Below are 22,662 nucleotides of genomic sequence, written 5' to 3' on the forward strand. Positions count from 1 at the left end.
CTATCACAGAGGTCGCGGGGTAGGTCTGTCCACGGAAAGGGGAGGTCCCACGATCAACCGATTTGTGCAACAGAGCCGCGCGCATTGATCAATGCCTGAATGCGCGCTATGCAAAGCCATCCAAGCAGATGGAGAGGCCGAATGGCAATTGAACTTGACCACCTGTCGCTTAAAGAGCTTAAAGATCTTCAAGCGCAGGTTGCGCGCGCCATTGCGAGCTTTGTCGATCGCAAAAAGAAAGATGCTCTGGCAGAGTTGGAAAACAAGGCCCGCGAACTCGGCTTTTCGCTGGCCGAATTGACCGGCGTTGCGCCCGCACCGCGCAAACGCACCGCCGCCGGGGCGAAATATGCCAACCCGGCCAATTCCGCCGATACCTGGTCGGGCCGCGGCCGCAAGCCGCGCTGGTTTGCCGAGGCGCTGGCTTCGGGCAAGACCCCGGATGATCTGCTGATCTGACCGTCAGATCGCCGATTTCAGCCATTTCATGAAAATGCGCAACTCGGGCCGCACCGGCCCGGGTTTGCGGACCATGTAATAGGCCAGGCTTTCATCCTGAATGCTGGCCAGCACCACCAGATAGCCCTCTTCCACGTCCTGCTCGACTAGGGTTGCCGCCTCGACATGCAGGCCCAATCCTTCGCGCGCAGCGGCAAGGGCCAGCTCTTCATTCGGCATCAGGGTGATTTGCAGCGCGTCGGGCCGCAGCCCGTTGCCTTTCAGCCATTCCAGCGCCTCGGGCCAGTCCTGCTCGATGACCCAAGGCATGGCCGACATTTCCGCTGCCGTCAGATCCTTGCGGCCTTGCACCAGATCGGGCGCCCCCACGATCACATAGCGCGCCGTGGTCAGAAGTTCGGCTTCGACTCCCGGCCATTTGCCCGAGCCAAAGCGGATGCCCAGATCAAGCCCGTCGCGGCGCAGGTCCATCGTGCGCTGTTCAGGATGCAACAGCAGCGGCACATCGGGGTGCTTCGCCCAGAACTCTCCCAGACGCGGCATCAGCCATTGCGTCGCAAAGGCGGGCGTCATGGTGATGCGCAGCGGGCTGCCCTCATCGCCCGACCGCAGCTCGGACAGCGCCTGTTCGATGGTCTGGAACCCGTCGGCCAGTGCCTGCGCCAGACGCACCCCCTTGGCGGTAAGCTTCAACCCCCGCCCCTCGCGGTAGATCAGCTCCAGCCCCAGACGCTCTTCCAGACTGCGGACCTGCTGGGCTACCGCAGCGTGGGTGACATTCAGCGCCCGCGCCGCCTGTGAAAAGCCCTGCAACCGCGCGGCAGCTTCAAACGCGCGCAGCGCGGTCAGCGAGGGGAAGCCCATCCAATCGACAGCCATATGATAGCCTGCCTAACAGTCAGGAAAAATCTCTGACTCGGCTTACAGGTGTGAAAGCGTTATTTGCAAGCCACGAAACGCAAGTCTTAGGAGACAACCATGATAAATCTGATTGCAGATGCCCTGCTGATCGCCGTTGGCGGCTATAACCCGCAGCCCCGCGCCCGCCGCGCCGACAAGGCCGCTAAAGCGTGAGTTCGGCCAGCAACGCCGCATGTCTTGACACATAGTCCGCCCGCACCACTGCGGGCGGTCTCAGTTTGATCTCCAGCCCTTTCATCAGCACATCGCCCGGTCGCCCGAACAGCTTGTTCGCCTCGGCCTCGGAAAATCCCGCGATCTGCACCGCCTCAAGCCAGGCCGAAACCTTGTCCGCCGCCTTGATCGCCTTCTTGATCGGCGCGGGCAGCACGGCAGGCAGGCCAAAGCGGATATGAACCGCTGCCGCAATCCGCGCATCCATCTCGCCATAACCCGGGCCGACCGCCGCCTTGACCGGACTGATCATGTCACCGATCACATATTCCGGGGCGTCATGCAGCAGTGCGGCGAGCTTCCAGCGGGCATCACCCTTGGGATTGGTGCGGCAGAAAATCTCTTCCACCAGCAAGGAATGTTCGGCCACCGAATAGGGCCAGTCGCCCCGGGTCTGGCCGTTCCAGCGCGCCACGAAGGCCAGACCATGCGCGATATCCTCGACCTCGATATCCACCGGGGTCGGGTCCAGCAGGTCAAGCCGCCGCCCCGACAGCATCCTTTGCCATGCCCGCGCCGTCATGCTGCACCTGCCACCAGCTTCACCTCCCATTCGTCGCGGAACCGGCCCAGTTGCGCCATCAGCCGCTTGCGCATCCGGTGTTGGTCCAGCATGTGCCGCGCCATCATGTCAACCGGCATCAGGCGCAGCCCGGCGGGCGGCACCGTCAGCGGCGCTTCGATCCCGGTGCGTTGAAAGAACGCGGCATAGGCGGCGACGAACCGGGCGTCGTGGCGGCCTGTCGGATCGGACCATGGCTTGGTCCCGCCGATGAAATGGCGCAGCCGGGGCGGATAGCTGCGGGTCAACAGCGGAAAACGCTGATTGCACATCCAGTTCCAGACCGGAGAAAGCTCGGCGAACTGCCCCCTCAGAACGCCGTTCAGCAGCGATTGGTCATGCAGCCGCATCACCGCGGGCACCCGGGCCACCAGATCCAGCCCGCGCGCCAGAACGGCCTCGTGCCGCCAGCCGGGAATGTCGATCAGCAGCAGGCCCGCGTTGAAATAGGGCAAGGCGCCAAGGCCCTGCGCGCGAAACTCACTGGCATGAAAGCCGGGTTGCAAGAGCGGGTCCACATCCTGCACCGCGGCCAGTACATGCGGACCAAGGTCCAGCCGCAGCAGCCGGTCCAGACCGCCGTTTTCCAGAAAGAAGTCGCTGTCCAGATAAAGCAGCCGCCGATAGCGTCCGGCCAACACGTCTGGCAGCGCCAGCCGCAGATAGGTCGCGCTGGGCAGGCGGTGGGTGGGCAGCGCGGACAGCGCGGCGTCTTCTGTGACGACAAGATTGCCAATCCCGGCCCGCTCGGCCCAGCCGGGCAGCGCAAGCGGTTGCGCCGAAGCAATGTGAATGTCGAAATCCCGCCCCGGATGGGCCAGAACGACCTGATGCGCCAGATGCAGCGAATAGGGCAGATAGGCAGCGTCGCAGCACAACACCAGCGCGCAATCCGTTTCGCCCGGCGCTGAAAAGTCGAACATTGCTACCTGCAGGATGGGTCGGGGCGCAGACATTGTCCGCAAGGTCCAAGAATGCTATCTGCGCCTGAACTCAGGATCAAGGAGCGCCCGCATGGCTGCGGATTACATCGTCAAGGACATCGCACTGGCCGAATATGGCCGCAAGGAACTGACCATCGCCGAAACCGAAATGCCGGGCCTGATGGCCTGCCGCGAAGAATTCGGCCCGTCGCAGCCGCTGAAGGGCGCGCGGATCGCGGGCAGCCTGCATATGACGATCCAGACCGGCGTTCTGATCGAAACGCTCAAGGCGCTGGGCGCCGATGTGCGCTGGGCCTCGTGCAACATCTTCTCGACGCAAGACCACGCCGCGGCGGCGATTGCCGCCAGCGGCACCCCGGTTTTCGCCATCAAGGGCGAGACGCTGGAAGAATACTGGGAATATACCGACAAGATTTTCCAGTTCGCCGAAGGCACCTGCAACATGATCCTGGATGATGGCGGCGATGCCACGCTGTATATCCTTCTGGGTGCCCGCGTCGAAGCTGGCGAGACGGACCTGATCGCAGTGCCGACCAGCGATGAAGAGGTTTGCCTCTTCAACCAGATCAAAAAGCGTCTGGCAGCGTCGCCCGGTTGGTTCACTCAACAGCGCGCAGCAATCAAGGGCGTGTCGGAAGAAACCACCACCGGCGTGCATCGTCTGTATGAGCTGCACAAGAAGGGCCAGCTTCCCTTCCCGGCGATTAACGTCAATGACTCGGTCACCAAATCGAAGTTCGACAACAAGTATGGCTGCAAGGAATCGCTGGTCGATGGCATCCGCCGCGCCACCGATACGATGATGGCCGGCAAGGTGGCCGTGGTCTGCGGTTATGGCGACGTTGGCAAAGGCTCGGCCGCCTCGCTGCAAGGTGCTGGTGCGCGGGTGAAGGTGACCGAGGTTGACCCGATCTGCGCGCTGCAAGCCGCGATGGACGGGTTCGAGGTTGTCGTGCTTGAGGATGTGGTGGACAGCGCCGACATCTTCATCACCACCACCGGCAACAAGGACGTGATCCGCATCGAGCATATCCGCGAGATGAAGGACATGGCCATCGTCGGCAACATTGGCCATTTCGACAACGAAATTCAGGTCGCCGCCCTGCGCAACCACAAATGGACCAACATCAAGGATCAGGTGGATATGATCGAGATGCCCAATGGGCACCGGATCATCCTGTTGTCCGAAGGGCGTTTGCTGAACCTTGGCAATGCCACGGGCCACCCCAGCTTTGTGATGTCGGCCAGCTTCACCAACCAGACGCTGGCGCAGATCGAGCTTTGGACCAAGGGTGCCGAATACGCCCCCGGCGTCTATATCCTGCCCAAGGCGCTGGATGAAAAGGTTGCCCGCCTGCATCTGAAGAAGATCGGCGTGAAACTGACCGAGCTGCGCAAGGAGCAGGCCGACTACATTGGCGTCAAGGTCGAAGGCCCGTTCAAGAGCGACCATTACCGCTATTGATCCGCGCGGCGCGGCTTTGCCCAAGGGGGAAGCCGCGCCGATATTTCCCTTTGTCTGTTTGCCCACTTCCCCTAGTCTTGCCCGACGCTGATGAATGCGCGACAGAATTTTGGGGAAAGCAATGGGCAAGAGAGACGAACTGATCGCCGGCTATGCCGAAGACCTGAAAACCAAATGCGGGATCACCCCTGATCTGGCGCTGTTGACCAAGGTGACCATCGGCTGCGGCCCTGCCATTTATGACAATGACGCGCAGACCGTTGCCGCCAGCGATGCCGCCGAGATCGAGCGGGTGAAGGCGAATTTCCTGATCAAGAAGCTGGGTCTGTCTGATGGCCCCGCCCTGGCCGAGGGGATCAATGCCGCGATCGAGACCTATGGCCGGTCCGAGCGTAACAAGTATCGCGCGGTGTTCTACTATCTTCTGGTCAAGCATTTCGGCAAGGAAGCCGTCTACAAGTAACGCCTTTTCGGGCGGGCAAGGCCCTGCGACAGACATTGCCATTTCCCGATAGCCGGGCAATGGTGCCCCGGCGCACAGGCCCGAGGTTTCAATGACTGTCCAGTCCCAGCCCGCCCACTCCGTCGAATCGACGGTGGTTCCCGTCATTCTGGCCGTTTCACTGGGCCATCTTCTGAATGACCTGATGCAGTCGCTGATCCCGGCGTCCTATCCCTTGCTCAAGTCGAACCTTGGGCTGAACTTCACGCAGATCGGCCTGATCACCTTCGTCTTTCAGGGCACCGCCTCGATCCTGCAACCGCTGGTCGGGCTTTACACCGATAAACGCCCCATGCCCTATGCGCTGGCCGCCGGCATGGCCTCGACCGGGGTCGGGCTTGTGTTGCTGGCCCATGCTGCCACCTTGGCGATGGTGCTTCTGTCGGTCTCACTGATCGGCCTCGGCTCGTCGATCTTCCACCCCGAGGCGTCGCGGATTGCGCGGCTTGCGGCGGGGATGCGGCCCGGCTTTGCGCAATCGGTGTTTCAGGTGGGCGGCAATGCCGGATCGGCGCTTGGCCCGCTCGCCGCGGCCTGGATCGTGCTGGAGCGGGGCCAGATCTCCATCGAATGGTTCGCCGGGGTTGCCATGATTGGCATGGTGCTGTTGGCCATGGTCGGCCGTTGGTATGTGACTACGGGTGCCGCCCGCGCCCTTGCCCGCAAATCGCGTGCCCGCGCTGCCACCGCGCTGCCCCGCGCAGTCGTGCGCTTTGGCATGTTCATGCTGATCTTGCTGATCTTCTCGAAATTCCTCTATTCGGTCAGCTTTTCAAGCTATTACGCCTTCTATCTGATCGAGCGGTTCCAGTTAACCGACCAGCAGGCGCTGAACTGCCTGTTCATTTTCCTTGCGGCGGTGGCGGCGGGCACCATCATTGGCGGCCCGATTGGCGACCGGATCGGACGGCGCAAGGTGATCCTGTGGTCAATCCTCGGCATCCTGCCGCTGACCGTCGCGCTGCCTTGGCTGCCGCTGATCCCCAATGTCGCGGTTGCGGCGCTGGCCGGGCTGATCCTCGCCTCGGCCTTTCCGGCGATGGTGGTATATGCGCAGGATCTGATGCCGCAGCATACCGGCATGGTGGCGGGTCTGCTTTTCGGTCTGGCCTTTGGCATTGCGGCCTTTGGCGCGGCGGGCTTGGGCATTATGGCCGACGCTTGGGGCATCGTTACGGTCTATCAGATTTGCGCCTTCCTGCCACTGCTGGGGCTTGCCGCGTTCTTCCTGCCCGAGCCGCGGGGCTGACCGGGGGCATTTGCCTCAAATGCCAAAGAAGCCTTGATTGAACCCAAGCCCGATTCGGGGCTAGGTTCACGTCAGGACAGCATGTCCGGGCCCTTATTTCAGAACACGCGTGGTGCCAGGGGAGCGCGTGGGGTGGATGGGGGGCCCGTAGGGGTGCGGGCCCTCCGTTTCCCGGATCAGGGTGCAACGCCGCCCAATCGGCAGATGATCTGCCATTCCTCGGGCGTCACCGGCTGCACAGAAAGGCGGCTGTTGTTGACCAGAACCATCTGTTCCAACCCCGGCTCAACCTTGCAGGTGTCCAGCGTCACCGGGCGGGCAAATGGCCGGACCGCGCGGATATGCACGCAGTCCCAGCGCGGATCGTCTGTGGTGCTGTCGGGCGCGCTTTCGGCGCTGACCTCAACAATCCCCACCACTTCCTTGCCGATGTTCGAGTGGTAAAAGAACCCCAGATCGCCGACCTTCATCGCCCGCATGTTGTTGCGCGCCTGATAGTTGCGCACACCATGCCATTCCTCGCCCGCCGCGCCCTTGGCAACCTGCTGATCCCAGCTCCAGGTGTCCGGCTCGGATTTGAAGAGCCAGTAATTCATCCGATCACCTTCTTCCATTCGCTGATGCTGATGCTTTCGAACAGCCCGGCCTTGGCATAGGGGTCATTCGCAGCCCAGTCCTCGGCCTGCGCCAGCGTTTCAACTTCCAGCACCACAAGGCTGCCGGTCATCTGCCCTTCGGGGCTCAGGAACGGCCCCGCCATCTCGACCACGCCCGAGACGCGGATATGCTCCAGATGCGCCGCGCGATTGTCGAGACGGGTTTGCAGGTGGCCGGGCTTGTCCCGGCAGATCAAGGCAACGCGCATGGCTTACTCCTGTTTGAGGGGGCGCGACAGCAGGGCCTGAATGGCCTGCGGCAGAGAAATTTCCCGGTCGATCAATGCCGCGACCATCGCGGTGATCGGCATGTCGATGTTCAGCTTTCGCGCCATGTTGCTGACGGCTTTGGCCGTCGCGGCACCCTCGACCGTCACCGCAGGGTCAAAACCCTGACCTGATCCAAGCGCCTGCCCATAGCGAAAGTTGCGCGACTGCGCCGAGGTGCAGGTCAGCACAAGGTCACCGAAACCCGAAAGCCCCGCCAGCGTTTCGGCCCGCGCCCCCAGCGCCAGCGCCAGCCGCAGCATTTCGGCATAGCCACGGGTCATCAGCGCGGCCCGGGCGGAATCGCCCAATCCGGCGCCAATCACCACACCGGCGGCAATCGCCACGACATTCTTGAGCGCCCCGCCAAGCTCTGCCCCCGTCACATCGTCGGATCGGTAAAGACGCAGGCTGGGCGTCGAAAGCAGGCGTTGCAGGGCCTCATCGCCGCCCGCCAGCGTCAGGGCCGTGGGCAGGCCGCGGGCGATATCGGCGGCAAAGCTTGGTCCGGTCAGAACGGCCGCCTCCAGATCGGGCCGCGCCCGGCGCAGCAGTTCGGCGGGGCCTTTCAGTGTCCGCAGGTCCACGCCCTTGCAGCAGGCCACCAGCCACCGGCTGCGCAACTCTGTCCCAAAGGCATCCAGAAACCCACCCAGCGCCTGCATCGGCAGCGACAAAAGCACGGCATGGGCGCCAGACAAAGCGGCCCGATCCGCCGTAACAGTGACCGTTTCGGGCAGGGCGATACCCGGAAGTCGTGCCATGTTGCTGCGTCCGCGCTGCATGGCCTCTGCCTGTGCGGCGTCGCGCGCCCACAGCACCACCTCCCGCCCCTCGCGGCCAAGAGCAACCGCAAGCGCGGTTCCGAAAGCGCCCGCACCAATGACCCCGATCATGCCTTTGCCCCCTTCTTGCCCGAACCGATCAGCGCCGGGGCGGTTTGGTCCAGCGGCCAGCGCGGGCGTGCCGACAGGTCCATCCCGTCGTGCAGGCCCAGCCGGAACCGCTCGATCCCGGCCCAGGCGATCATCGCGGCATTGTCGGTGCAAAGCCGCAGCGGCGGGGCAAGGAACTGCACCCCGGCCTCGGCAGAAATCGTCTCTAACCGCGCGCGCAGAGCCTTGTTTGCGGCCACGCCGCCCGCCACGGCAAGGGCGGGATGGCTGGGCGCAAGGTCATGATACATCTGCAGGGCGCGGCGGGTTTTTTCGGCCAGAACATCGGCCACCGCAGCCTGAAATCCCGCGCAAAGGTCGCGGCGATCCTGCACGGTCAGCCCGCCCTTTTCCGCGACCAGCGCATCGCGGGCCCGCAGAAGCGCGGTCTTCAGCCCCGAGAAGGACAGATCACACCCGGGCCGGTCCAGCAGCGGCCGGGGAAAGGCAAAGCGGCGGGCATCGCCAAGGGCCGCCTCGGCCTCAACCGCCGGGCCGCCGGGTTGGGCCAGACCCAGAAGCTTGGCCGTCTTGTCGAAAGCTTCGCCGGGGGCATCGTCGATCGTGCCGCCAAGGCGGGTGAACGACTCTGGCCCCTTGGCGATCAGGAATTGGCAATGCCCACCGGAAACCAGCAGCATCAGATAGGGAAAGGCCAGCCCATCGGTCAGCCGCGGGGTCAGCGCATGACCCGCCAGATGGTTCACCCCCACCAGAGGCAGGCCGGTGGCCGTCGCCAACCCCTTGGCCAGCATCACGCCAGACAACACGCCACCGATCAGCCCCGGCCCCGCCGTCACGGCAATCCCGTCCAGCGCGGCCAGATCAAGCCCGGCATCCGCCAGCGCCCGTTCAACGCAATGGTCCAGCCGTTCGGCATGGGCGCGGGCGGCGATTTCGGGCACCACGCCGCCAAAGGCTGCATGCAGTGCCGTCTGCCCTTCGACCACCGAAGACAGGATTTCGGGCGCCTGTCCCGGCACATGGCGCAGCACGGCGGCGGCGGTATCGTCGCAGCTTGATTCGATGCCAAGAAAGATCAGGGGCGCGGTCATGCTGCCTGCGTGTTGCGAGAGGGGCTTGTCGCAGGTAACACCATGACCATGGTCAGACAATCCCGTGCCAGCGGCCAAAGGCCGACGATCCTTCTGACGCGGCCCCTGCCGCAAAGCCGGCGCTTTGCCCGGGCGCTGGCCGATATCTGCGATCTGCCGGTGGTGATTTCCCCCCTGATGGCGGTTGAGGCTCTGCCGACAACGCTGCCCAATGGGCCGTTTAGTGCCATAATCCTGACCTCGGAAACCGCGGTTTCTATCGCAGCCGGTCTTTCTGGCCTGCCCTTGCGGGCCTATTGCGTGGGCGACCGAACCGCCGAAGCGGCGCGCAAGGCGGGGTTTCAGCCTGCTTCGGCGCAGGGCGATGCCAAGGCTCTGCTGGCGTTGATCCGCAACGCGGGTGAGGCTGGCCCGCTGCTGCATCTGCGGGGCGAAGAAAGCCGGGGAAATCTGGCTGAAATCCTGACAAAGGGCGGAATAGTGACAGAAGAAGTGGTGATCTACGCCCAGCGACCCCAACCTTTGACGGCGCAAGCGCGGGCGCTGCTCGCCGGGGATCAGCCGTTGATCGTGCCTTTGTTCTCCCCCCGCTCGGCCCGGTTGTTTCTGCAGGAGGCGGGGCCTTTGCGCAATCCGCTCTGGCTTGCCGCCCTGAGCCCGGCTGTTGCAGCGGAACTGGCCGGTCTGGCCCCCGATGGGCTGGAAATCGCCGAACGGCCCGATGCCGCGGCAATGTTGGTGGCTGTCCAGAGGCTTATTGCCTCAGCCTGCGGCTTCACCCCCGACCATCCTTGAAGCGGCAGGGGGTCAGGCATTAGCTTGGCAGCACGGAAATCGCGGAGGGCGGGCTATGGCCGAAACGGATACAGTCAAGCCGGATGAGGACGAAGCCCCGGTCAAGCCGGTGATTCTGGCCGAACCGGAAGCGGCCGTGCCGCCGCCTCCGCCCACTCCGGCCAAACGGCGCGGCGGCTTTGCCGGGCCGGTTCTGGGTGGGGTAATCGCGGCGGGTCTGGGTTTCGGGCTGGCGCAATATGTGCCGCAGCTTTGGCCGCAGACCCAGACCGCAGCGCCCGATCCTGCCATCGCCGCCCAAGCGGCAGAGATTACCAACCTCAAGGCCGAACTTGCCCGGCTTTCCGCGCAACCGGCGCCGGATGCCGGTCTGGCCGAGCGTGTCGCGGCGCTTGAGGCGGCTCCGGTCGCAACGACCGATCTTGGCCCGCTGACCGGACGGATTGCCGCGCTGGAAGAGCGTCTTTCGGCGATCGAAGCCATCCCGACTGACGGGGCCGCAGCATCGCCCGCCGCGATGGCCGCACAGGCGCAGGCCCTGAAGGCGCTGCAGGATGAGGTGGCGGCGCTGAAATCCGGCGCCGACACCGGCCTGTCCGGGCTGGCCCAACAGGCCGAGGCACGGCTGAAAGAGGCCACCGCAGAGGCAGAGGCGCTGAAGGCCGAAACCCAGGCGCTGGCCATAGCGACGCGGGCGCAAACCGCGCTGGGGCTGGTGATGGCGGCCATGGAAAGCGGCGCCCCCTTTGCCAGCGTGCTGCCCGATCTGGGCGAGGTGCCCGAGGCGCTGTCCAGTCAGGCCGCCGCCGGCGTGCCCACGCTTCAGATGTTGCGCGACAGCTTCCCCGAGGCGGCGCGGCAGGCGCTTGAGGCTTCGCTGCGGGCCGATATGGGCGCCACCTGGGCCGAGCGGATCGGCAGTTTCCTGAAAAGCCAGACTGGCGCGCGTTCGCTGACGGCGCGCGAGGGCAGCGACCCGGACGCAGTGCTGTCGCGGGCCGAGGCGGCGCTGGGAAAGGGTGATCTGGCGGCGGCGCTGGCCGAGCTGGATGCCCTGCCCGAAGCAGGCAAGGCAGCGCTGACCGATTGGCGCGCGCGGGCTGCGGCGCGTCAGGCCGCACAGGCGGCGCTGGCCGAGCTTGCCGCGCGGATTGCGGGTTGAGGGGGCGGAAATGATCTGGTCGCTGCTCAAGATCGTGGTCTTTGTCGTGCTGGTCGCGGCGCTGACCCTTGGCGCAGGGGTTCTTCTGGACCTGCGCGACGGCATCCGCCTGCAACTTGCCGGGTGGGAGTTTACCCTGTCGCCGCTGACGGCGGTGATCGGCGCGCTGGTGCTGGTGGCACTGGTCTGGCTTTTGATGAAGCTGGTCGGCTTTCTGGTGGCGACCTTGCGTTTTCTCAACGGCGATGAAACCGCCATCTCGCGTTATTTCGACCGCAACCGCGAACGTAAGGGCTATCAGGCGATGTCCGAAGCGTTTCTGGCGCTGGCCTCGGGTGAGGGGCGGCTGGCCCTGATGCGGGCGCAGCGGGCCGAACGGTATCTGGGCCGGCCCGAACTGACCAATCTTCTGGTGGCGCAGGCGGCCGAAGTGGCGGGCGATGGCGCGCGGGCAACGGCGGCCTACAAGGCGCTTCTGGCGAATGACGACACGCGCTTTGTCGGCATTCAGGGCCTGATGAAGCAGAAACTGGCCGAAGGGGATACGGAAACCGCGCTGGCTTTGGCGGAAAAGGCGTTTGCGTTGAAACCCCGTCACGCGGCGACGCAGGATCTGCTGTTACAGTTGCAATCCGAGAAATCCGACTGGAAGGGCGCCCGCGCCACTTTGGGCGCCAAGATGAAATCGGGCGCTCTGCCCAAGGATGTGTTCCGCCGCCGCGATGCCGTTCTGGCGCTGCAAGAGGCGCGCGGAGTGATGGCCGAAGACAGCACCATCGAAGCGCGCGAAGCGGCGATCGAGGCGAACCGCAAATCGCCCGACCTGATCCCCGCCGCCGCGATGGCTGCCCGCTCGCTGGCGCTGAAGGGCGATCACAAGGCGGCAACCCGGGTGATCCGCAAGGCATGGGAGGCGCAGCCGCACCCCGATCTTGCCGCTGCCTTTGCCGAGATTGAGCCGGAGGAAACCCCGGCTGAACGGCTGAAACGCTTTCGCATCCTGACCGCGTTGCACCCTGACCATGACGAAACCCGGCTTCTGCTGGCCGAACTGAACATCGCGGCCGAGGATTTTCCGCAGGCCCGCCGCGCGCTGGGCGATCTGGTCGCGCGGCATCCGACGCAGCGTGCCCTTGCGGTGATGGCCGCGATTGAGCGGGGCGAAGGCTCGGAAGAGGCGGTGGTGCGCGGCTGGCTGGCCAAGGCGCTGACCGCGCCGCGCGGGCCGCAATGGTGCTGCGACAAATGTCAGGCGATCCACTCCGAATGGCAGCCGGTCTGCAGCAACTGCGGCGGGTTCGACACGCTTTCTTGGCGTGAGCCGGTCGAGGTTTCGGGGCGCTCTGCCACCGGGGCAGAGCTTTTGCCGCTGATGGTCAACCCGCCCGCACCGCCGCCGCAACCGGCCGAAACCGCCGAGCCGGTGACAATTGACCTAGCTGCGGTGGCGCGCAACGCGAGCTAGCGGATTTTCCGGGGTGACCGTGGAAGCGTGGTGCCGCTGAAGGGACTCGAACCCCCGACCCCATCATTACGAATGACGTGGGGAAGCCCATACCGAATTGATTTTGTTTGGTTTTCTCTAGGCCGTCTGCTGATTTGCAAGGATGTTGCAAGACTGACGCAGTGGGATGATGGTGCCGCTGAAGAGACTTGAACTCCCGACCCACGCATTACGAATGCGTTGCTCTACCAGCTGAGCTACAGCGGCCAACCGTCAGTGCGTTTAAACGACAGGGCACTGGCGCGCAAGGCAGAATCAGTGTCTCGCGGTCGGTCAGGCAAATCGGCGCAGTGGCCCGAATGCCAGGGTAAGCATGGTCTTGATTTGGGGGATGTCCGCGTCACTGACCTCCCGAGCGGCAATCGCCAAGGCGTGAGCCGGGTTGGCGGGCAAAGCTGCTGTTGCCGTGACTGGATCATCGAACAAACACAGGAGCCGCTCGCCCTGGTCGTCGAAAATAGTCCGAACCTTCTCGGCCTTACACTCTATCACGCCCTCGGCCGTGCGAGGCTTATGGTAGTTTGCGGCAAGGGCATCGGCTTGAGCCCTGAGTGCTTCCGGTGACAGATGCGCGGGCCGGACGAGCGAGACGCCCTTTTTGCGAATGTCTGTTGGCGACCACAGTCCTGACTTGACGGTGCCGTCAGCCTTGATGTGCTGCGGGTTGAAGAGGATGCGCGCAACCACTTCTTCCGGACCGATCAAGCCAAGTTCGCTCAGGGCGACCGACTCGCAGCTACAGCAGAGATGAGGTTGGGCTTCATCCGTCAAAGCTGCCGCAGGCTCTCGATAAGCGGGGCCGGGATCTTGTCGACTAACCTGAAAGCATCCTTCACGCTGCCCGCATCAGTCAGCGCGAAGTAGGCAGCCTTCCTATCTGCGTAGAAGGTAACGGTTGCCGCTTTGTTGCCCTTACGCCAGTACCAATCGACTGTACCGTCATTGGCCGCAGATGCTTCCGGCGGAGCGACGTCCGAAGGCAACAGAGCGAGAAACGCCAGCGCGGCGTTCACGCTGTCATTCGCAATCTGCTTGCTACCTTCCCCATCCCAGCCATCGTTGAACGTCTTGAGGGAGAGCATCTCGCGGTAGGGCTCAGCGAATACCTGCGGCAGTTCTCGTGGATGAGCATGGATGAAGCTGTAGGTCGGTTCGTTCTTAACCGAATCTTTGTTCGGCTGGGCTTGGGCTATCTTTTCGGGCGCAGAAATCCCGCGGACAGCGGAACCGCCTACTGCTAGGAAGACTGTCAAACCTGCGGCAGCCATTGTGGTCGGCGAAGGTGCCGCGCTAGCCAAGCTTACTAAGCCAACGATTTCAAGCATAGATAGGCCCCATTTCCTGAATGGCTTCTGCTGTCAGGCAGGCAAAGAACTTCTGCTTGTTTGCCTGTCGGAGGTGCTGAAGGCCGGGCTCCAGGCTCTTTTCAAATGATGCGAAGTCAACGGGCGCAAGCTCACGGATTGAGTCGATATCCACGATGGTTCCGAATATAACCTGACCGTCGGCGAGGTTGGCCTGCGCCCCGACTACCACCGAAAGAATGTGAATGATCCCATCCTCCTTGTGGTGCACCTGAACATTCGCGTGGTCGTCGCTGACCTTCACGTCGCCCAAACAGATAGACATATTGATCTTCGACACCTGTTCCGCAATGGTCGGCGCCTGGATCAAGTTGACGTACTTGAGCGAATACCGTTCGACGTTGCCGGCCACGCCAAGCTTCGCGATCCTCGCCACAATATCGAGTATCGCTGCCTTGAACTGCTTCCACTTTGGATATGGCAGTTTGCAGTTGATCAGGACGCTGCGGTCCCCCACCGATACCAAATACTTCTCGAGTTCGACGCGAACAACCGGCGCATACCGAAGGCTTGGGTCGCTTGCCCGCATGTCTGGAGGAAGCTCTGCCACCGGGAGACGAGTGATCTTTGTCTTCGGACCATTTTCTTGAAAGAGGACGCCTGGCAGAATGTCCGCAATCGGAGAAGTATCGCGGAAGCGCACCTCAAAGAGGGCGTCAACCAGAGGCTCGCGCTCCAGAATTTCAGGTAGCTTCGCCATCTTCCCTCCACGTCGAATCACAGTGTAACCCGCGCGCGAATCGGGGACAAGCGCGCAGGACTCCAAACCGTCCCAGAGTCAATACCTCAGGCATCTTTCTGAGGCGTTGGACCACCGCGCGGTAACACGCCAGCAACGAGGAGCCAATGATTCTGCTTGTCGCGGGCTGCGGTTACCTGGCAGGCAAGCCCCTGTCAGCGGTTCCCGAAGTGGTTCTGGGCGAAGATGACCCCGACGTCGAACATGGGCGAGACCCACGGGCCACCGTATAGCCGACCCTCGCCCTTGCGCACCCCGTAGGACCGGCAGGTGTGCCGCATCTTCTTCGGCAGCCTGTGCCGCTTGCGAACGCGTTCCCACGCCTCTGGACCCAGCTCCTTCTCATAGAAGTGGAAGCGGTCCTCGATCATTATGGGGCCGACTTCCCGGTAGCCGAACAGGAAGACGCGCCCGTCTTCCTCGGTCACGTTGCCCTTGTGGCGGTCATGGAAGTTGCGGGTCCGGTAGTACTTGGGCATCCTCAGAACGGCTCTTCGCCTTTGAAACGCGCGGGCACTTGAGGGTTCGGCTCAGGCAGCAGTCCGTGGGAGGCTAGAACTCGCCTGTTAACGTCCATGCCCAGGGCGAGCGCTTCCAGGACGACCTTCTTCTCTTTCGCCTTCGTGGCGTCCGTGACCACAGAGCCAGGCCCTAGGAGACTGCCGACGCCGACCCGCCTTCCGGCTTGGAACAGCTTCTTCTCCAGGCGCGCCCGCTTCTTTCGCAGCTCGATCTCTTCCATCCTCGCCTTGTCTAGTTCCGTCAAGGTCTTGTCGGTCATGGGTGCCCCTCCTGTTGGTCCACCATGACATTGCACTTGGCTGCGGCAGGAGTGTGGCGAGGCGGTGTCTCAAACAAACAACAGGAGCACCCTAACGCTGTGGTTGATCGCCGCCAGGAACTCCGTCCAGATGAATGAAGGTCAGAAGCACTGACGCATCAACGGAGTGACACCATGACCGACACCAAGAAGATCACCGCCACCAAGCCCGCCAAGGGCAAGACTGCGAAAGCCCCCAAGGCCGCGCCCAAGACCAGCCGCAGGCCCGGTGCCGATGTGATCCTGTTCTTGCCCGCAGACGCCCAGAAAGAGCCGCGCCCCGGCACGAAGCGCGCTGCCATCATCGACATGCTGCGCAAGCCCGCTGGCACCACGGTTGAAGAAATCGCGGCGGTCACCGGCTGGTCCCGTGCGGTCGCCCAGAGCGGCCTCTATGTCGATGTGAAAGGTAGCGGCTGGGGCGTGGAAAGACGCGAAGGGCGGCTGCACCTGCTGCCCGAAGGGGCGAAGTGATGATGGGGCGGCGGCCTGCGCCGCCCGCCCGACCCTTCCCGCTGGTGCTAAGGCGCGAATGGCGGTGCGACATTCCAAACCCTCGGCTTGGCCGGAAGCGCGCCCTCGCCCTCCTAGCGGTGGCGCAGCCGACGGCCCGACCGAAGCCGTGGAGGGTGCTGAATGATGCCCGTGGATGATGCCGCCGATGGCGTGATCCTCCGGTGGCCCAAGGCGCATCAGGTCGCGGCGCAGCCCAAGGGGCGAACGATACGCCAGCGCCTCGGCTGGCTCGCCTTCCCGATCTGGCTGGTTCGGCTGATCGTCGAGATGATCGGATGGTTGGCGATCCTGGGCATGACGACCATGTGGTTCTGAAACAGACGGGCGGTCCCGCGAGGGGCCGCCCTTTCACCTACTTCTGGGCGCGCGGCGGCTTCTCGTCCTTCAACTCCGGGATCGCCAGGACCGGGTTGTCGCTCGGCTTCGGGAAGACCAGCTTCTCCTGGATCGCGAGCAAACCGCCACGGTCAGGATCGACGGGCTCGTCTGGGTCGGGTTCCTCATCCTCAATCGGTGGCGGAGCGATGCGCAACTCGATGGTCATGCCGCGCTCTACCTTCGCCAGAATGGACTCGAGCGCCCAGGTGAGCTGGGTCGTCAACTCGCCCTTTCGTCTTGCCGGAGCCTGCCCGTCCGCCAGAACTTCCTCTACCTTTCTTGCGACCGCTGTCTCTATCTCGGTCTTGATCTTCGAGTCGAAGAAGTCCTCGACCTCCTTCGGCGTGAACGATTGCAACTGGGCCGTCTGCGCCCGAAGGTTTCGGATCTTCTCGACCGAGTACCAGACGCCCAAGGCCCAGACGACAGCCCCAGCGATATACTTCGCCACAGGCTCGGCCATCGCGAGGAAGATCAGCGGATCGGTGGTCGATATGCTCCCAACTTCGGCGGGGTCATACTGGCCAATGGCGGCTTCCGAGAAGAACTTCGTGATCCGTTCAATCTCGCGCAATTCCTTGATGAAGCCCGGCAGGTTGTTCTCGAACAAGTCGCGCGGGATTTGAAACCCGACTTCCGCCTTGCCGTCTTCGGGCTCGACGTAACCGAAGTCGAAGTATTCCAGAGAGCCGCGCAGCTCTTTCAGCCGGTTGAAAACCTCCTTCCGCTTCGACAGGACTTTCTGAGCCATTTCCGAAACGACGTTCGGGGTCATCGCGTTTTCTAGGACCGCCTGCTCGATCTCGTGCGGAATGGTCGGGGAAAAGGCGTCTTCGGACAGCTCTATCACGCGCAGGTAGTCGCGCGGGGAGAAGGCGTGCTCGAAACTCTGCATGCTCGATGCGAACTTCTTGAGGGCCTGCGACAGGGTCGTCTGGTAATCCGCGTTCTGCGGCTGGCTGACCAGGTTGTTCAGGGCGTTGACGAGGTTGCTCAGGTTTCCCTGCGTGTCGATCTTGCTTTCTGCCTCGTGGATGCGGTCGACCAATTCTCGCAACTTGTCGGTGTTCAATAGCGCCTCCCGTTCAAACCTGCTGACTCGAGCCTAGCTGCTTTGCCCGCATAGCGGTAGTCGTCGTGGTTTTGGCCCGGACCTGATTTGACTGGCGTTTCCGCCTGTGCATCATGGGTCGAATGACACTCAGAGACGTTGGCGAATTGTTCGGAGGCGTGTGGGCATCGGTCGCCGATGGCTTCCACATTGCCACAACTGAGGCTTTCTGGGACTGGCCGCTGTGGCTGTCTATCCCCGTCGGTATCGGCGTGCCATGGTTCTTGATCTGGATGATGACAAACCACGTTCGCGAGATGCGGACCCAAGTGGCCAGTTTCTGGGGCACTTTGGGTTTCGGTGTCGGATCGGCTCTCTGCGCATATGTGACCTATGACGTCTGGTTCCAGATGAGTATCTTCGATGGAGGCGAACGCGCATTGCCGTTCATGCGTTTCGGCTACCCGATTATGACTACCATCTTTGGGTTCGCGTTCATCTTCGGCGTTCTGTCCCGTATCGGCGGGAAGAGACCCAAAGACTCAGATTGACTCACCTGAACATCCCGGCCAGGGCAAAGCGGGCGGCAGCGTCGGGATGGCTGGGCCTGTGCGCTGTCAGCGGTGCGCTGAACCCCGCTACCCCAAGAGCTGACAGGCTCTCTGGGGCTCTCTGACGGTTCGACGCGTCTAGAAGTACCACATGACGACCGCCGCCAAGACGATCCCGGCCAAGATGGCCGTTTCCAGATCGTTCAACGCCAGCCAACGAGTTTCTGCTGCACCGGCATCATGCCCAAGTCCAAGTGGGTGACAGACAGGTAGGCCAGGGCAAGCGCCACGGCCCGGTCGGCATGGTGGCCTTTCCCACCGCCTTGCAGCACTAGGTTCCCAGCGGAGGTGGAAGCCAGTTCAAAGCTGGCTACCTCGTTGAGCAAGTCCTGCTTGCCCGGCAGGTCATGCGCGATGGTCAGGGCATGGGTTTCTAGGCCGACCGCCAGGTTTTCCAGGAGCAGGGTCTTCGCCACGGTGACGTCGCGGCCCTTGCGGGAGAGTGATGCGCCTGCGGTCATCGTGACGGCGAAGTGCTCGATGCCTGCAAGGTCCAGGGTGGACGAGAACGGCCCGCCAAGGCCCGACGCGTCGATTGCCAAGGTCCAGTTCGGAATCTTGCTGAGGCGGCGCGCGACGTGATCGGCGAGGTCAGTGTAGGAGTAGAGCTGGATCGACTCCTGGAACACGACGGTGCAGCGCCGGTCGCCAAGCTGCTGCTCGAACCCCCGGCCCGTGAATTCCGGGTGCGCTTCCAACTCGGTCTGGGTCTGTCGCACGATGGGTGGGCAGCAGGGATCGCTGTTCTTGAATTCCAGGATGCGCCGGAAAAGCTCGGTCGATTGCCGGAGGGAGGGGGCGGTCAAGATGACCGTTTTGCCCTTGGCAAAGTCATCATAGGCGAGGCAGCCGCAGGTCGTGCTCTTGCCAGATTGCCGCCCGCATAACGCGAGGACCATGCGGTCGTCGGGCCTGCCATGCTCCCCGACGTTTAAACGGTGATCCGTTCGCAGCAGGACCTTCTGCCACTCGTCCGGCTCGCCCACGGCCAGCCGGAACCGTTCGATGGGATCCAGGCTGACCGCAAGGCCGCGCATGTAGTCGAGAAGGGCGCGGTCCTCGATCATTCCCACGGGCACCCCTTGGGTGCGGCGTCAGGCCCGACGTGGCGCAGGTCCTCGACGGGGATGAAGTGCCGGGCAAGCTGCGTCTCGTGCCGCTCGGGAACGTGAGTCCACCGGACATAGACCACCGACGGGTTGACGTTGTGGGTCGGGGAATAGACCCCGATCACGGACAGCCCTGCCTCGCGCAACTGCGCGGCGCTTTGCGGGAGATCGCGCCAGGTCATGCGGGCACCCTCGCGTCGATGACTTGCAAGACGCGCATTTGTTCCAGGAAGTCCTCTTTCGCGTCGGGATGGCGACCGAGGACATCCAGGATGATCGACCGGAGTTTCACGAATTGCGGGGATTCAGAAAGGTTCAAGTGGATGTCCATCTTCTTGTTCAACCGGCCATGAAGTTCGGCGAGCGCCATGAGGCTCTGGCGCAGTTCCTTGAGGGTCCCGAGTTTCAACACCTTGTCGTCGTCGCCGCTGGCGCTTTCGAGAAGTGCTTTCAACTCGCGCAGGACCCATTTCAGGTCCCGGTCCGTGTCCTCGCCGAACTCGTCCACGATGGCCGCATTGGTCAGGGCCGAGCGAACCTTCGCGTCGTGGAAATGCTGTGCCACGATGGCGAGCCGTTCATCATCCGGGATGGTGGTGATGAAGCGCGCAACGGACATGCCAGACACGCCCAATTCCCGGCCCGCCTGTTCCATCGACATGCGGCCAAGGATGATCTCGGTCGTGTAGTGCTGGCGCTGTGCGTCGGGCAACAGCGCCATCTTGTGCAACCGGCCCGTGCCGAAACCCTGCCCGGCGATTGAGACGGGCTTGGGCTTCGGGCCGGGTTTCTTGGGCGCGGCGGCCATGGGCTCAATCCTGGACGATTTCCAGGGGGACGCCCTGCTCGGCGGCGAGGGCTTTCGCCTTCTTGTAAAGGGCGACGTCGCGGGCATCGGCGCGCGAGATTTTCAGGGGTTCACCGGCCTTGCGGAAATCGACCAGGCCCTTGTCGTTCTTGGGCACGGCGCGTTCCAGGAGGGCTTTGGTCTGCGCCATCAGGTCGTCACCGGCCTTGATCTGGGCCGCGATCTCGTCGTCTTTCTTGAGGTTGGCGAGCTTGTCCAAGAGTTCGTCGTTCTTGGTCTTGATGCCCTTAACCTGCTCTTCGACCTTGGCGGCAAGCTGGGGGATGATCGCCTCGGCGATCAGGGGCGCGAGAGCCGCAACCAGAGCCTTCGCTTGGGCATCGTTCGAGGTATCGTTGGGGGTCGTCATTGCAGTTCTCCAAATGGTTGAGGCGAGGGCCGCCCAGCGCCTCGCCTCTCCCATCAAACCAGAAGGAAACTGCGCGGGCCTAGCCTTTGCCGTGAGGTGACATTCGCGCCTATGCGGCGGACTGCTCAACCACGGGATCAGGTAGCGACTTCGCTGTTTGAGGTAGCGCTAGACGCCACAGATCGCCGTCGCGCTCGAAGTCGGGATTCTGGTTCAGGTAGGCGGTCACCGACCGCGCCGAGATCGCGTTGCCCATCGCGTCGGACAGTTCGCGCGACGTCGCGGGGCCGTGCTTCAACATCCGTCTGAGGGTATCCAGGATGTCCGCGCGGATGTTGGGTTCCGGCTCGGACGGCTTGACCGGCGCGCGCGGTACGCGGGTCGTTGGGGCGACCAGAGGCTCTTTTGCTGCCCACAGAGCGCGGGCCACCGCGATGGTTTCGGCGTTGTGCTTCCCTCCCTCGAAGAAGTCGGTCGAACGGCGGCCTTCGAGCATCTCGATGGTGTTCTTCCGCAGGGTCGAACCGTCGAGCCCAGCCAGTTCGCAAAGCTCGTCCCGGTACTTCGCGTGGGCACCGCTGGGGGCGGTCAGAAAGGCGAGCGCTTGGCGGCGGATGAGAGTTTTATCCTCCCCGCTTGCAACGAAGGGCGAGCCGAACAGGTCCTGAACGGCCTGCGCGATGATCGCACGGACGAGCCGGAGTTCAGGTGCGAGCGCCCCCAGGCGCTCTTGGGTCGGGACCAGGGACTCATCCATGGGTCAGAGGGTGCCGTTGCCCAGGATGGGGACGATGTTCTGGATGCCCGGTGATTCCGTCTCGATCAGGTCTTGCTCTTCCTCAAGGGAGCGGTTCGGGTCGATCAGTTCGCCGCGCTTGAGGTTCATCAGCAGGGAGTCATGCGACAACGCACCGGACTGCCAGGCCTTGACCAAGGCGGTCAGCAAGGTTGCATCCATCTGGGCCGATACGAAGTCGCGGTGCAGGCGCAGAACCACCTGATCGGCGGTGCCGGGCTGCGTCCATTCGGCAGCGATGCGCAGCAGCTTTGTCAGCGCCGCCTCGACCATCGCGACCGTCGATGCCAGGAGGCTCAACTCGTCACGGGTCCGCAGTTTGGCCGTGTCCGTGGTCTCGTTGCGCCCTTTGCCGGAGTTGACCATGCGCGCGCCAAGGCTTGCCATCTGGGAAACTTTGTCGTCCATGGCCGCCTTGATCGCCGCGATGCCGGTGCCCTGGAATTCCAACATGCCCCAGGTCGAACCTTCGGGAAGCAGCCAGAAAGCGCCGCTGCCGATGGTGGTCGGCTTGTTCTTCTCGTTGATCGCACCGGCCACCACCGGCGTCGGCTGCGCCGTCAGGAACAGACTACGCTCGTAGTCCGCGCTGTTGCGCCAGTGCCCGAGATTGACGTTGCACAGGTCCAGGAAGGGCGGCTTCTCGACCGTGGGTTTCAGGTTGTAGGGGCTGACGATGCAGATGGGGATTTCCCACAGCGGCGCGCCGTTCACCATCGGGACCAGATCGTCTCCGATCTGGACTTCCTGCGTCTCTGTCATTCCAGGGACGCCGACGTTACCCCGCTTCGTTGAAACGTGGTACCGTCGGACGGTGTAGGCCGGTTCAAGCGACAGAACGAGGTGCTGCTCGACGCCTTCTTCCAGATCGTCGGCATCTTCGTTCAGCCGGATCATGGTCAGGGTCTGCCGACCGTTCACGATGCCCTCCTGCCAATCCAGGATGGCTTCCGCCCGGAACGTCGAGATGAAGGGCGCTTGCCCAGGCCGCGCTCCTGCTTGGGGATAGTCCAGGAGCAGACCGAACCGCCCGATGCTGAGGACTTCCGCGACCGTCTCGGCCAGCAGCACGTCGAAAGCGTTACCCTCGAACGTAGCCGTCTCCCGCATCGGTTCGAGCCGGGGAGGCAATTCCAGGATCGGGTCGTTCCGCGTGATCGCGCCGACCATGCCGCGCAAGGTGCGCTCGGCCACGGCATAGAAGGACGCGCCCTTGACGTAGTCGGCATAGGCCTGTGCGGACATGCCTTCGGGGCGGGGCAGGTAGAGTTGCCCTTGTTGCTTGAGCCGGTCCTCGCCTTTGATCACGTCGCGGATCTTGGAATAGGCGGAGGACCACTCGTCATAAGTCGGGTGCTGGATGCGGGCCATC

At 63.4% G+C, this 22,662-nt stretch carries 29 protein-coding genes and 1 tRNA gene; 10 read left to right on the forward strand and 20 right to left on the reverse strand.

What is annotated here, in order from left to right:
* Positions 1-141: 141 nt before the first annotated feature.
* Complete coding sequence (locus tag HS053_RS17665; protein ID WP_174212569.1) at positions 142-459, forward strand: H-NS histone family protein; 318 nt, start codon at positions 142-144, stop codon at positions 457-459.
* Between the two features lie 3 nt (positions 460-462).
* On the opposite strand, the gene HS053_RS22540 is transcribed toward HS053_RS17665, so the two are convergent.
* The 3 genes from HS053_RS22540 to HS053_RS17680 form a co-directional block, all read right to left on the reverse strand.
* Positions 463-1,338 carry a LysR family transcriptional regulator gene (locus HS053_RS22540; protein WP_174212570.1) on the reverse strand — a complete coding sequence of 292 codons (876 nt, stop codon included), beginning with the start codon at positions 1,336-1,338 and terminating at the stop codon, positions 463-465.
* 184 nt (positions 1,339-1,522) lie between these two features.
* Positions 1,523-2,116 (reverse strand): HD domain-containing protein, encoded by a 594-nt coding sequence (locus HS053_RS17675; RefSeq protein ID WP_174212571.1) that lies wholly within the window; start codon positions 2,114-2,116, stop codon positions 1,523-1,525.
* Positions 2,113-3,078, reverse strand: a complete 966-nt coding sequence (locus HS053_RS17680; protein ID WP_174212572.1) for a glycosyltransferase family 8 protein — start codon at positions 3,076-3,078, stop codon at positions 2,113-2,115. The genes HS053_RS17675 and HS053_RS17680 overlap by 4 nt, the downstream gene beginning before the upstream one ends.
* A 91-nt stretch (positions 3,079-3,169) precedes the next feature.
* Here HS053_RS17680 and ahcY point away from each other — a divergent pair, with 91 nt between their 5' ends.
* The 3 genes from ahcY (at position 3,170) to HS053_RS17695 (ending at position 6,315) form a co-directional block, all read left to right on the forward strand.
* Positions 3,170-4,564: an adenosylhomocysteinase gene (ahcY, locus tag HS053_RS17685; protein ID WP_174212573.1), complete on the forward strand. Its 1,395-nt coding sequence runs from the start codon at positions 3,170-3,172 to the stop codon at positions 4,562-4,564.
* A gap of 121 nt (positions 4,565-4,685) precedes the next feature.
* Positions 4,686-5,027: a DUF2853 family protein gene (locus HS053_RS17690; RefSeq protein WP_174212574.1), complete on the forward strand. Its 342-nt coding sequence runs from the start codon at positions 4,686-4,688 to the stop codon at positions 5,025-5,027.
* A gap of 91 nt (positions 5,028-5,118) precedes the next feature.
* Positions 5,119-6,315, forward strand: coding sequence for an MFS transporter (locus HS053_RS17695; RefSeq protein ID WP_174212575.1), 1,197 nt, complete (start codon positions 5,119-5,121; stop codon positions 6,313-6,315).
* Between the two features lie 176 nt (positions 6,316-6,491).
* Here HS053_RS17695 and HS053_RS17700 read toward each other — a convergent pair whose 3' ends face one another.
* From HS053_RS17700 to tsaD, 4 genes are read right to left on the reverse strand one after another with little or no spacing between them, the layout of a single operon-like run.
* Complete coding sequence (locus HS053_RS17700) at positions 6,492-6,911, reverse strand: EVE domain-containing protein (RefSeq protein ID WP_174212660.1); 420 nt, start codon at positions 6,909-6,911, stop codon at positions 6,492-6,494.
* Entirely contained in the window at positions 6,908-7,180 is a 273-nt protein-coding gene (locus HS053_RS17705; RefSeq protein WP_174212576.1) for a YciI family protein, read from the reverse strand. Before HS053_RS17705 ends, HS053_RS17700 begins: the two co-directional genes overlap by 4 nt.
* A gap of 3 nt (positions 7,181-7,183) precedes the next feature.
* The gene (locus HS053_RS17710) at positions 7,184-8,134 is read right to left on the reverse strand and encodes an NAD(P)H-dependent glycerol-3-phosphate dehydrogenase (RefSeq protein WP_174212577.1); all 951 of its coding nucleotides are present in this window, start codon (positions 8,132-8,134) and stop codon (positions 7,184-7,186) included.
* Positions 8,131-9,228 (reverse strand): tRNA (adenosine(37)-N6)-threonylcarbamoyltransferase complex transferase subunit TsaD, encoded by a 1,098-nt coding sequence (gene tsaD, locus HS053_RS17715; RefSeq protein WP_174212578.1) that lies wholly within the window; start codon positions 9,226-9,228, stop codon positions 8,131-8,133. Before tsaD ends, HS053_RS17710 begins: the two co-directional genes overlap by 4 nt.
* A gap of 42 nt (positions 9,229-9,270) precedes the next feature.
* Here tsaD and HS053_RS17720 point away from each other — a divergent pair, with 42 nt between their 5' ends.
* Genes HS053_RS17720 through HS053_RS17730 form a run of 3 tightly spaced genes read left to right on the forward strand, consistent with a single transcriptional unit; the run spans position 9,271 to position 12,650 of the window.
* Positions 9,271-10,023: a uroporphyrinogen-III synthase gene (locus HS053_RS17720; RefSeq protein ID WP_241699921.1), complete on the forward strand. Its 753-nt coding sequence runs from the start codon at positions 9,271-9,273 to the stop codon at positions 10,021-10,023.
* Positions 10,024-10,078: 55 nt separating this feature from the next.
* Positions 10,079-11,185: a COG4223 family protein gene (locus HS053_RS17725; RefSeq protein WP_174212579.1), complete on the forward strand. Its 1,107-nt coding sequence runs from the start codon at positions 10,079-10,081 to the stop codon at positions 11,183-11,185.
* A gap of 10 nt (positions 11,186-11,195) precedes the next feature.
* Positions 11,196-12,650, forward strand: coding sequence for a heme biosynthesis protein HemY (locus HS053_RS17730; RefSeq protein WP_174212580.1), 1,455 nt, complete (start codon positions 11,196-11,198; stop codon positions 12,648-12,650).
* Between the two features lie 170 nt (positions 12,651-12,820).
* Here HS053_RS17730 and HS053_RS17735 read toward each other — a convergent pair.
* The 6 genes from HS053_RS17735 to HS053_RS17760 all read right to left on the reverse strand — a co-directional run bounded on the left by HS053_RS17735 (position 12,821) and on the right by HS053_RS17760 (position 15,573).
* Positions 12,821-12,896, reverse strand: a tRNA-Thr gene (locus HS053_RS17735).
* A 66-nt stretch (positions 12,897-12,962) separates the two neighbouring features.
* A complete protein-coding gene (locus HS053_RS17740) occupies positions 12,963-13,460 on the reverse strand; it encodes a hypothetical protein (RefSeq protein ID WP_174212581.1) in 498 nt (165 codons plus the stop codon).
* The gene (locus tag HS053_RS17745; RefSeq protein ID WP_174212582.1) at positions 13,457-14,014 is read right to left on the reverse strand and encodes a hypothetical protein; all 558 of its coding nucleotides are present in this window, start codon (positions 14,012-14,014) and stop codon (positions 13,457-13,459) included. Before HS053_RS17745 ends, HS053_RS17740 begins: the two co-directional genes overlap by 4 nt.
* The gene (locus tag HS053_RS17750; protein ID WP_174212583.1) at positions 14,007-14,753 is read right to left on the reverse strand and encodes a TIGR04255 family protein; all 747 of its coding nucleotides are present in this window, start codon (positions 14,751-14,753) and stop codon (positions 14,007-14,009) included. The genes HS053_RS17745 and HS053_RS17750 overlap by 8 nt, the downstream gene beginning before the upstream one ends.
* A gap of 194 nt (positions 14,754-14,947) precedes the next feature.
* Positions 14,948-15,271: a hypothetical protein gene (locus HS053_RS17755; RefSeq protein ID WP_174212584.1), complete on the reverse strand. Its 324-nt coding sequence runs from the start codon at positions 15,269-15,271 to the stop codon at positions 14,948-14,950.
* A gap of 2 nt (positions 15,272-15,273) precedes the next feature.
* Positions 15,274-15,573 carry a hypothetical protein gene (locus HS053_RS17760; RefSeq protein ID WP_174212585.1) on the reverse strand — a complete coding sequence of 100 codons (300 nt, stop codon included), beginning with the start codon at positions 15,571-15,573 and terminating at the stop codon, positions 15,274-15,276.
* A 174-nt stretch (positions 15,574-15,747) separates the two neighbouring features.
* Here HS053_RS17760 and HS053_RS17765 point away from each other — a divergent pair, with 174 nt between their 5' ends.
* A complete protein-coding gene (locus HS053_RS17765; protein WP_174212586.1) occupies positions 15,748-16,086 on the forward strand; it encodes a DUF3489 domain-containing protein in 339 nt (112 codons plus the stop codon).
* A 162-nt stretch (positions 16,087-16,248) separates the two neighbouring features.
* Positions 16,249-16,443 carry a hypothetical protein gene (locus HS053_RS17770; RefSeq protein ID WP_174212587.1) on the forward strand — a complete coding sequence of 65 codons (195 nt, stop codon included), beginning with the start codon at positions 16,249-16,251 and terminating at the stop codon, positions 16,441-16,443.
* 37 nt (positions 16,444-16,480) lie between these two features.
* On the opposite strand, the gene HS053_RS17775 is transcribed toward HS053_RS17770, so the two are convergent.
* Complete coding sequence (locus HS053_RS17775; RefSeq protein ID WP_174212588.1) at positions 16,481-17,578, reverse strand: hypothetical protein; 1,098 nt, start codon at positions 17,576-17,578, stop codon at positions 16,481-16,483.
* A gap of 122 nt (positions 17,579-17,700) precedes the next feature.
* Between HS053_RS17775 and HS053_RS17780 the strand changes: the two genes are divergently transcribed.
* Entirely contained in the window at positions 17,701-18,108 is a 408-nt protein-coding gene (locus HS053_RS17780; RefSeq protein WP_174212589.1) for a hypothetical protein, read from the forward strand.
* 203 nt (positions 18,109-18,311) lie between these two features.
* Here the strand turns inward: HS053_RS17780 and HS053_RS17785 are convergent, their stop codons facing one another.
* From HS053_RS17785 to HS053_RS17810, 6 genes are all read right to left on the reverse strand, one after another.
* The gene (locus HS053_RS17785; protein WP_174212590.1) at positions 18,312-19,235 is read right to left on the reverse strand and encodes a hypothetical protein; all 924 of its coding nucleotides are present in this window, start codon (positions 19,233-19,235) and stop codon (positions 18,312-18,314) included.
* Positions 19,232-19,459, reverse strand: a complete 228-nt coding sequence (locus tag HS053_RS17790; protein WP_174212591.1) for a hypothetical protein — start codon at positions 19,457-19,459, stop codon at positions 19,232-19,234. Before HS053_RS17790 ends, HS053_RS17785 begins: the two co-directional genes overlap by 4 nt.
* Positions 19,456-20,085 carry a hypothetical protein gene (locus HS053_RS17795; RefSeq protein WP_174212592.1) on the reverse strand — a complete coding sequence of 210 codons (630 nt, stop codon included), beginning with the start codon at positions 20,083-20,085 and terminating at the stop codon, positions 19,456-19,458. The genes HS053_RS17790 and HS053_RS17795 overlap by 4 nt, the downstream gene beginning before the upstream one ends.
* A 4-nt stretch (positions 20,086-20,089) precedes the next feature.
* Positions 20,090-20,494, reverse strand: coding sequence for a hypothetical protein (locus tag HS053_RS17800; RefSeq protein WP_174212593.1), 405 nt, complete (start codon positions 20,492-20,494; stop codon positions 20,090-20,092).
* Between the two features lie 109 nt (positions 20,495-20,603).
* Entirely contained in the window at positions 20,604-21,251 is a 648-nt protein-coding gene (locus tag HS053_RS17805; protein WP_174212594.1) for a hypothetical protein, read from the reverse strand.
* Between the two features lie 3 nt (positions 21,252-21,254).
* Positions 21,255-22,661 (reverse strand): DUF4055 domain-containing protein, encoded by a 1,407-nt coding sequence (locus tag HS053_RS17810; RefSeq protein WP_174212595.1) that lies wholly within the window; start codon positions 22,659-22,661, stop codon positions 21,255-21,257.
* Position 22,662 lies beyond the last annotated feature (1 nt).

The sequence above is a fragment of the Tabrizicola fusiformis genome, assembly GCF_013328815.1.
Classification (GTDB): Bacteria; Pseudomonadota; Alphaproteobacteria; order Rhodobacterales; family Rhodobacteraceae; genus Fuscibacter.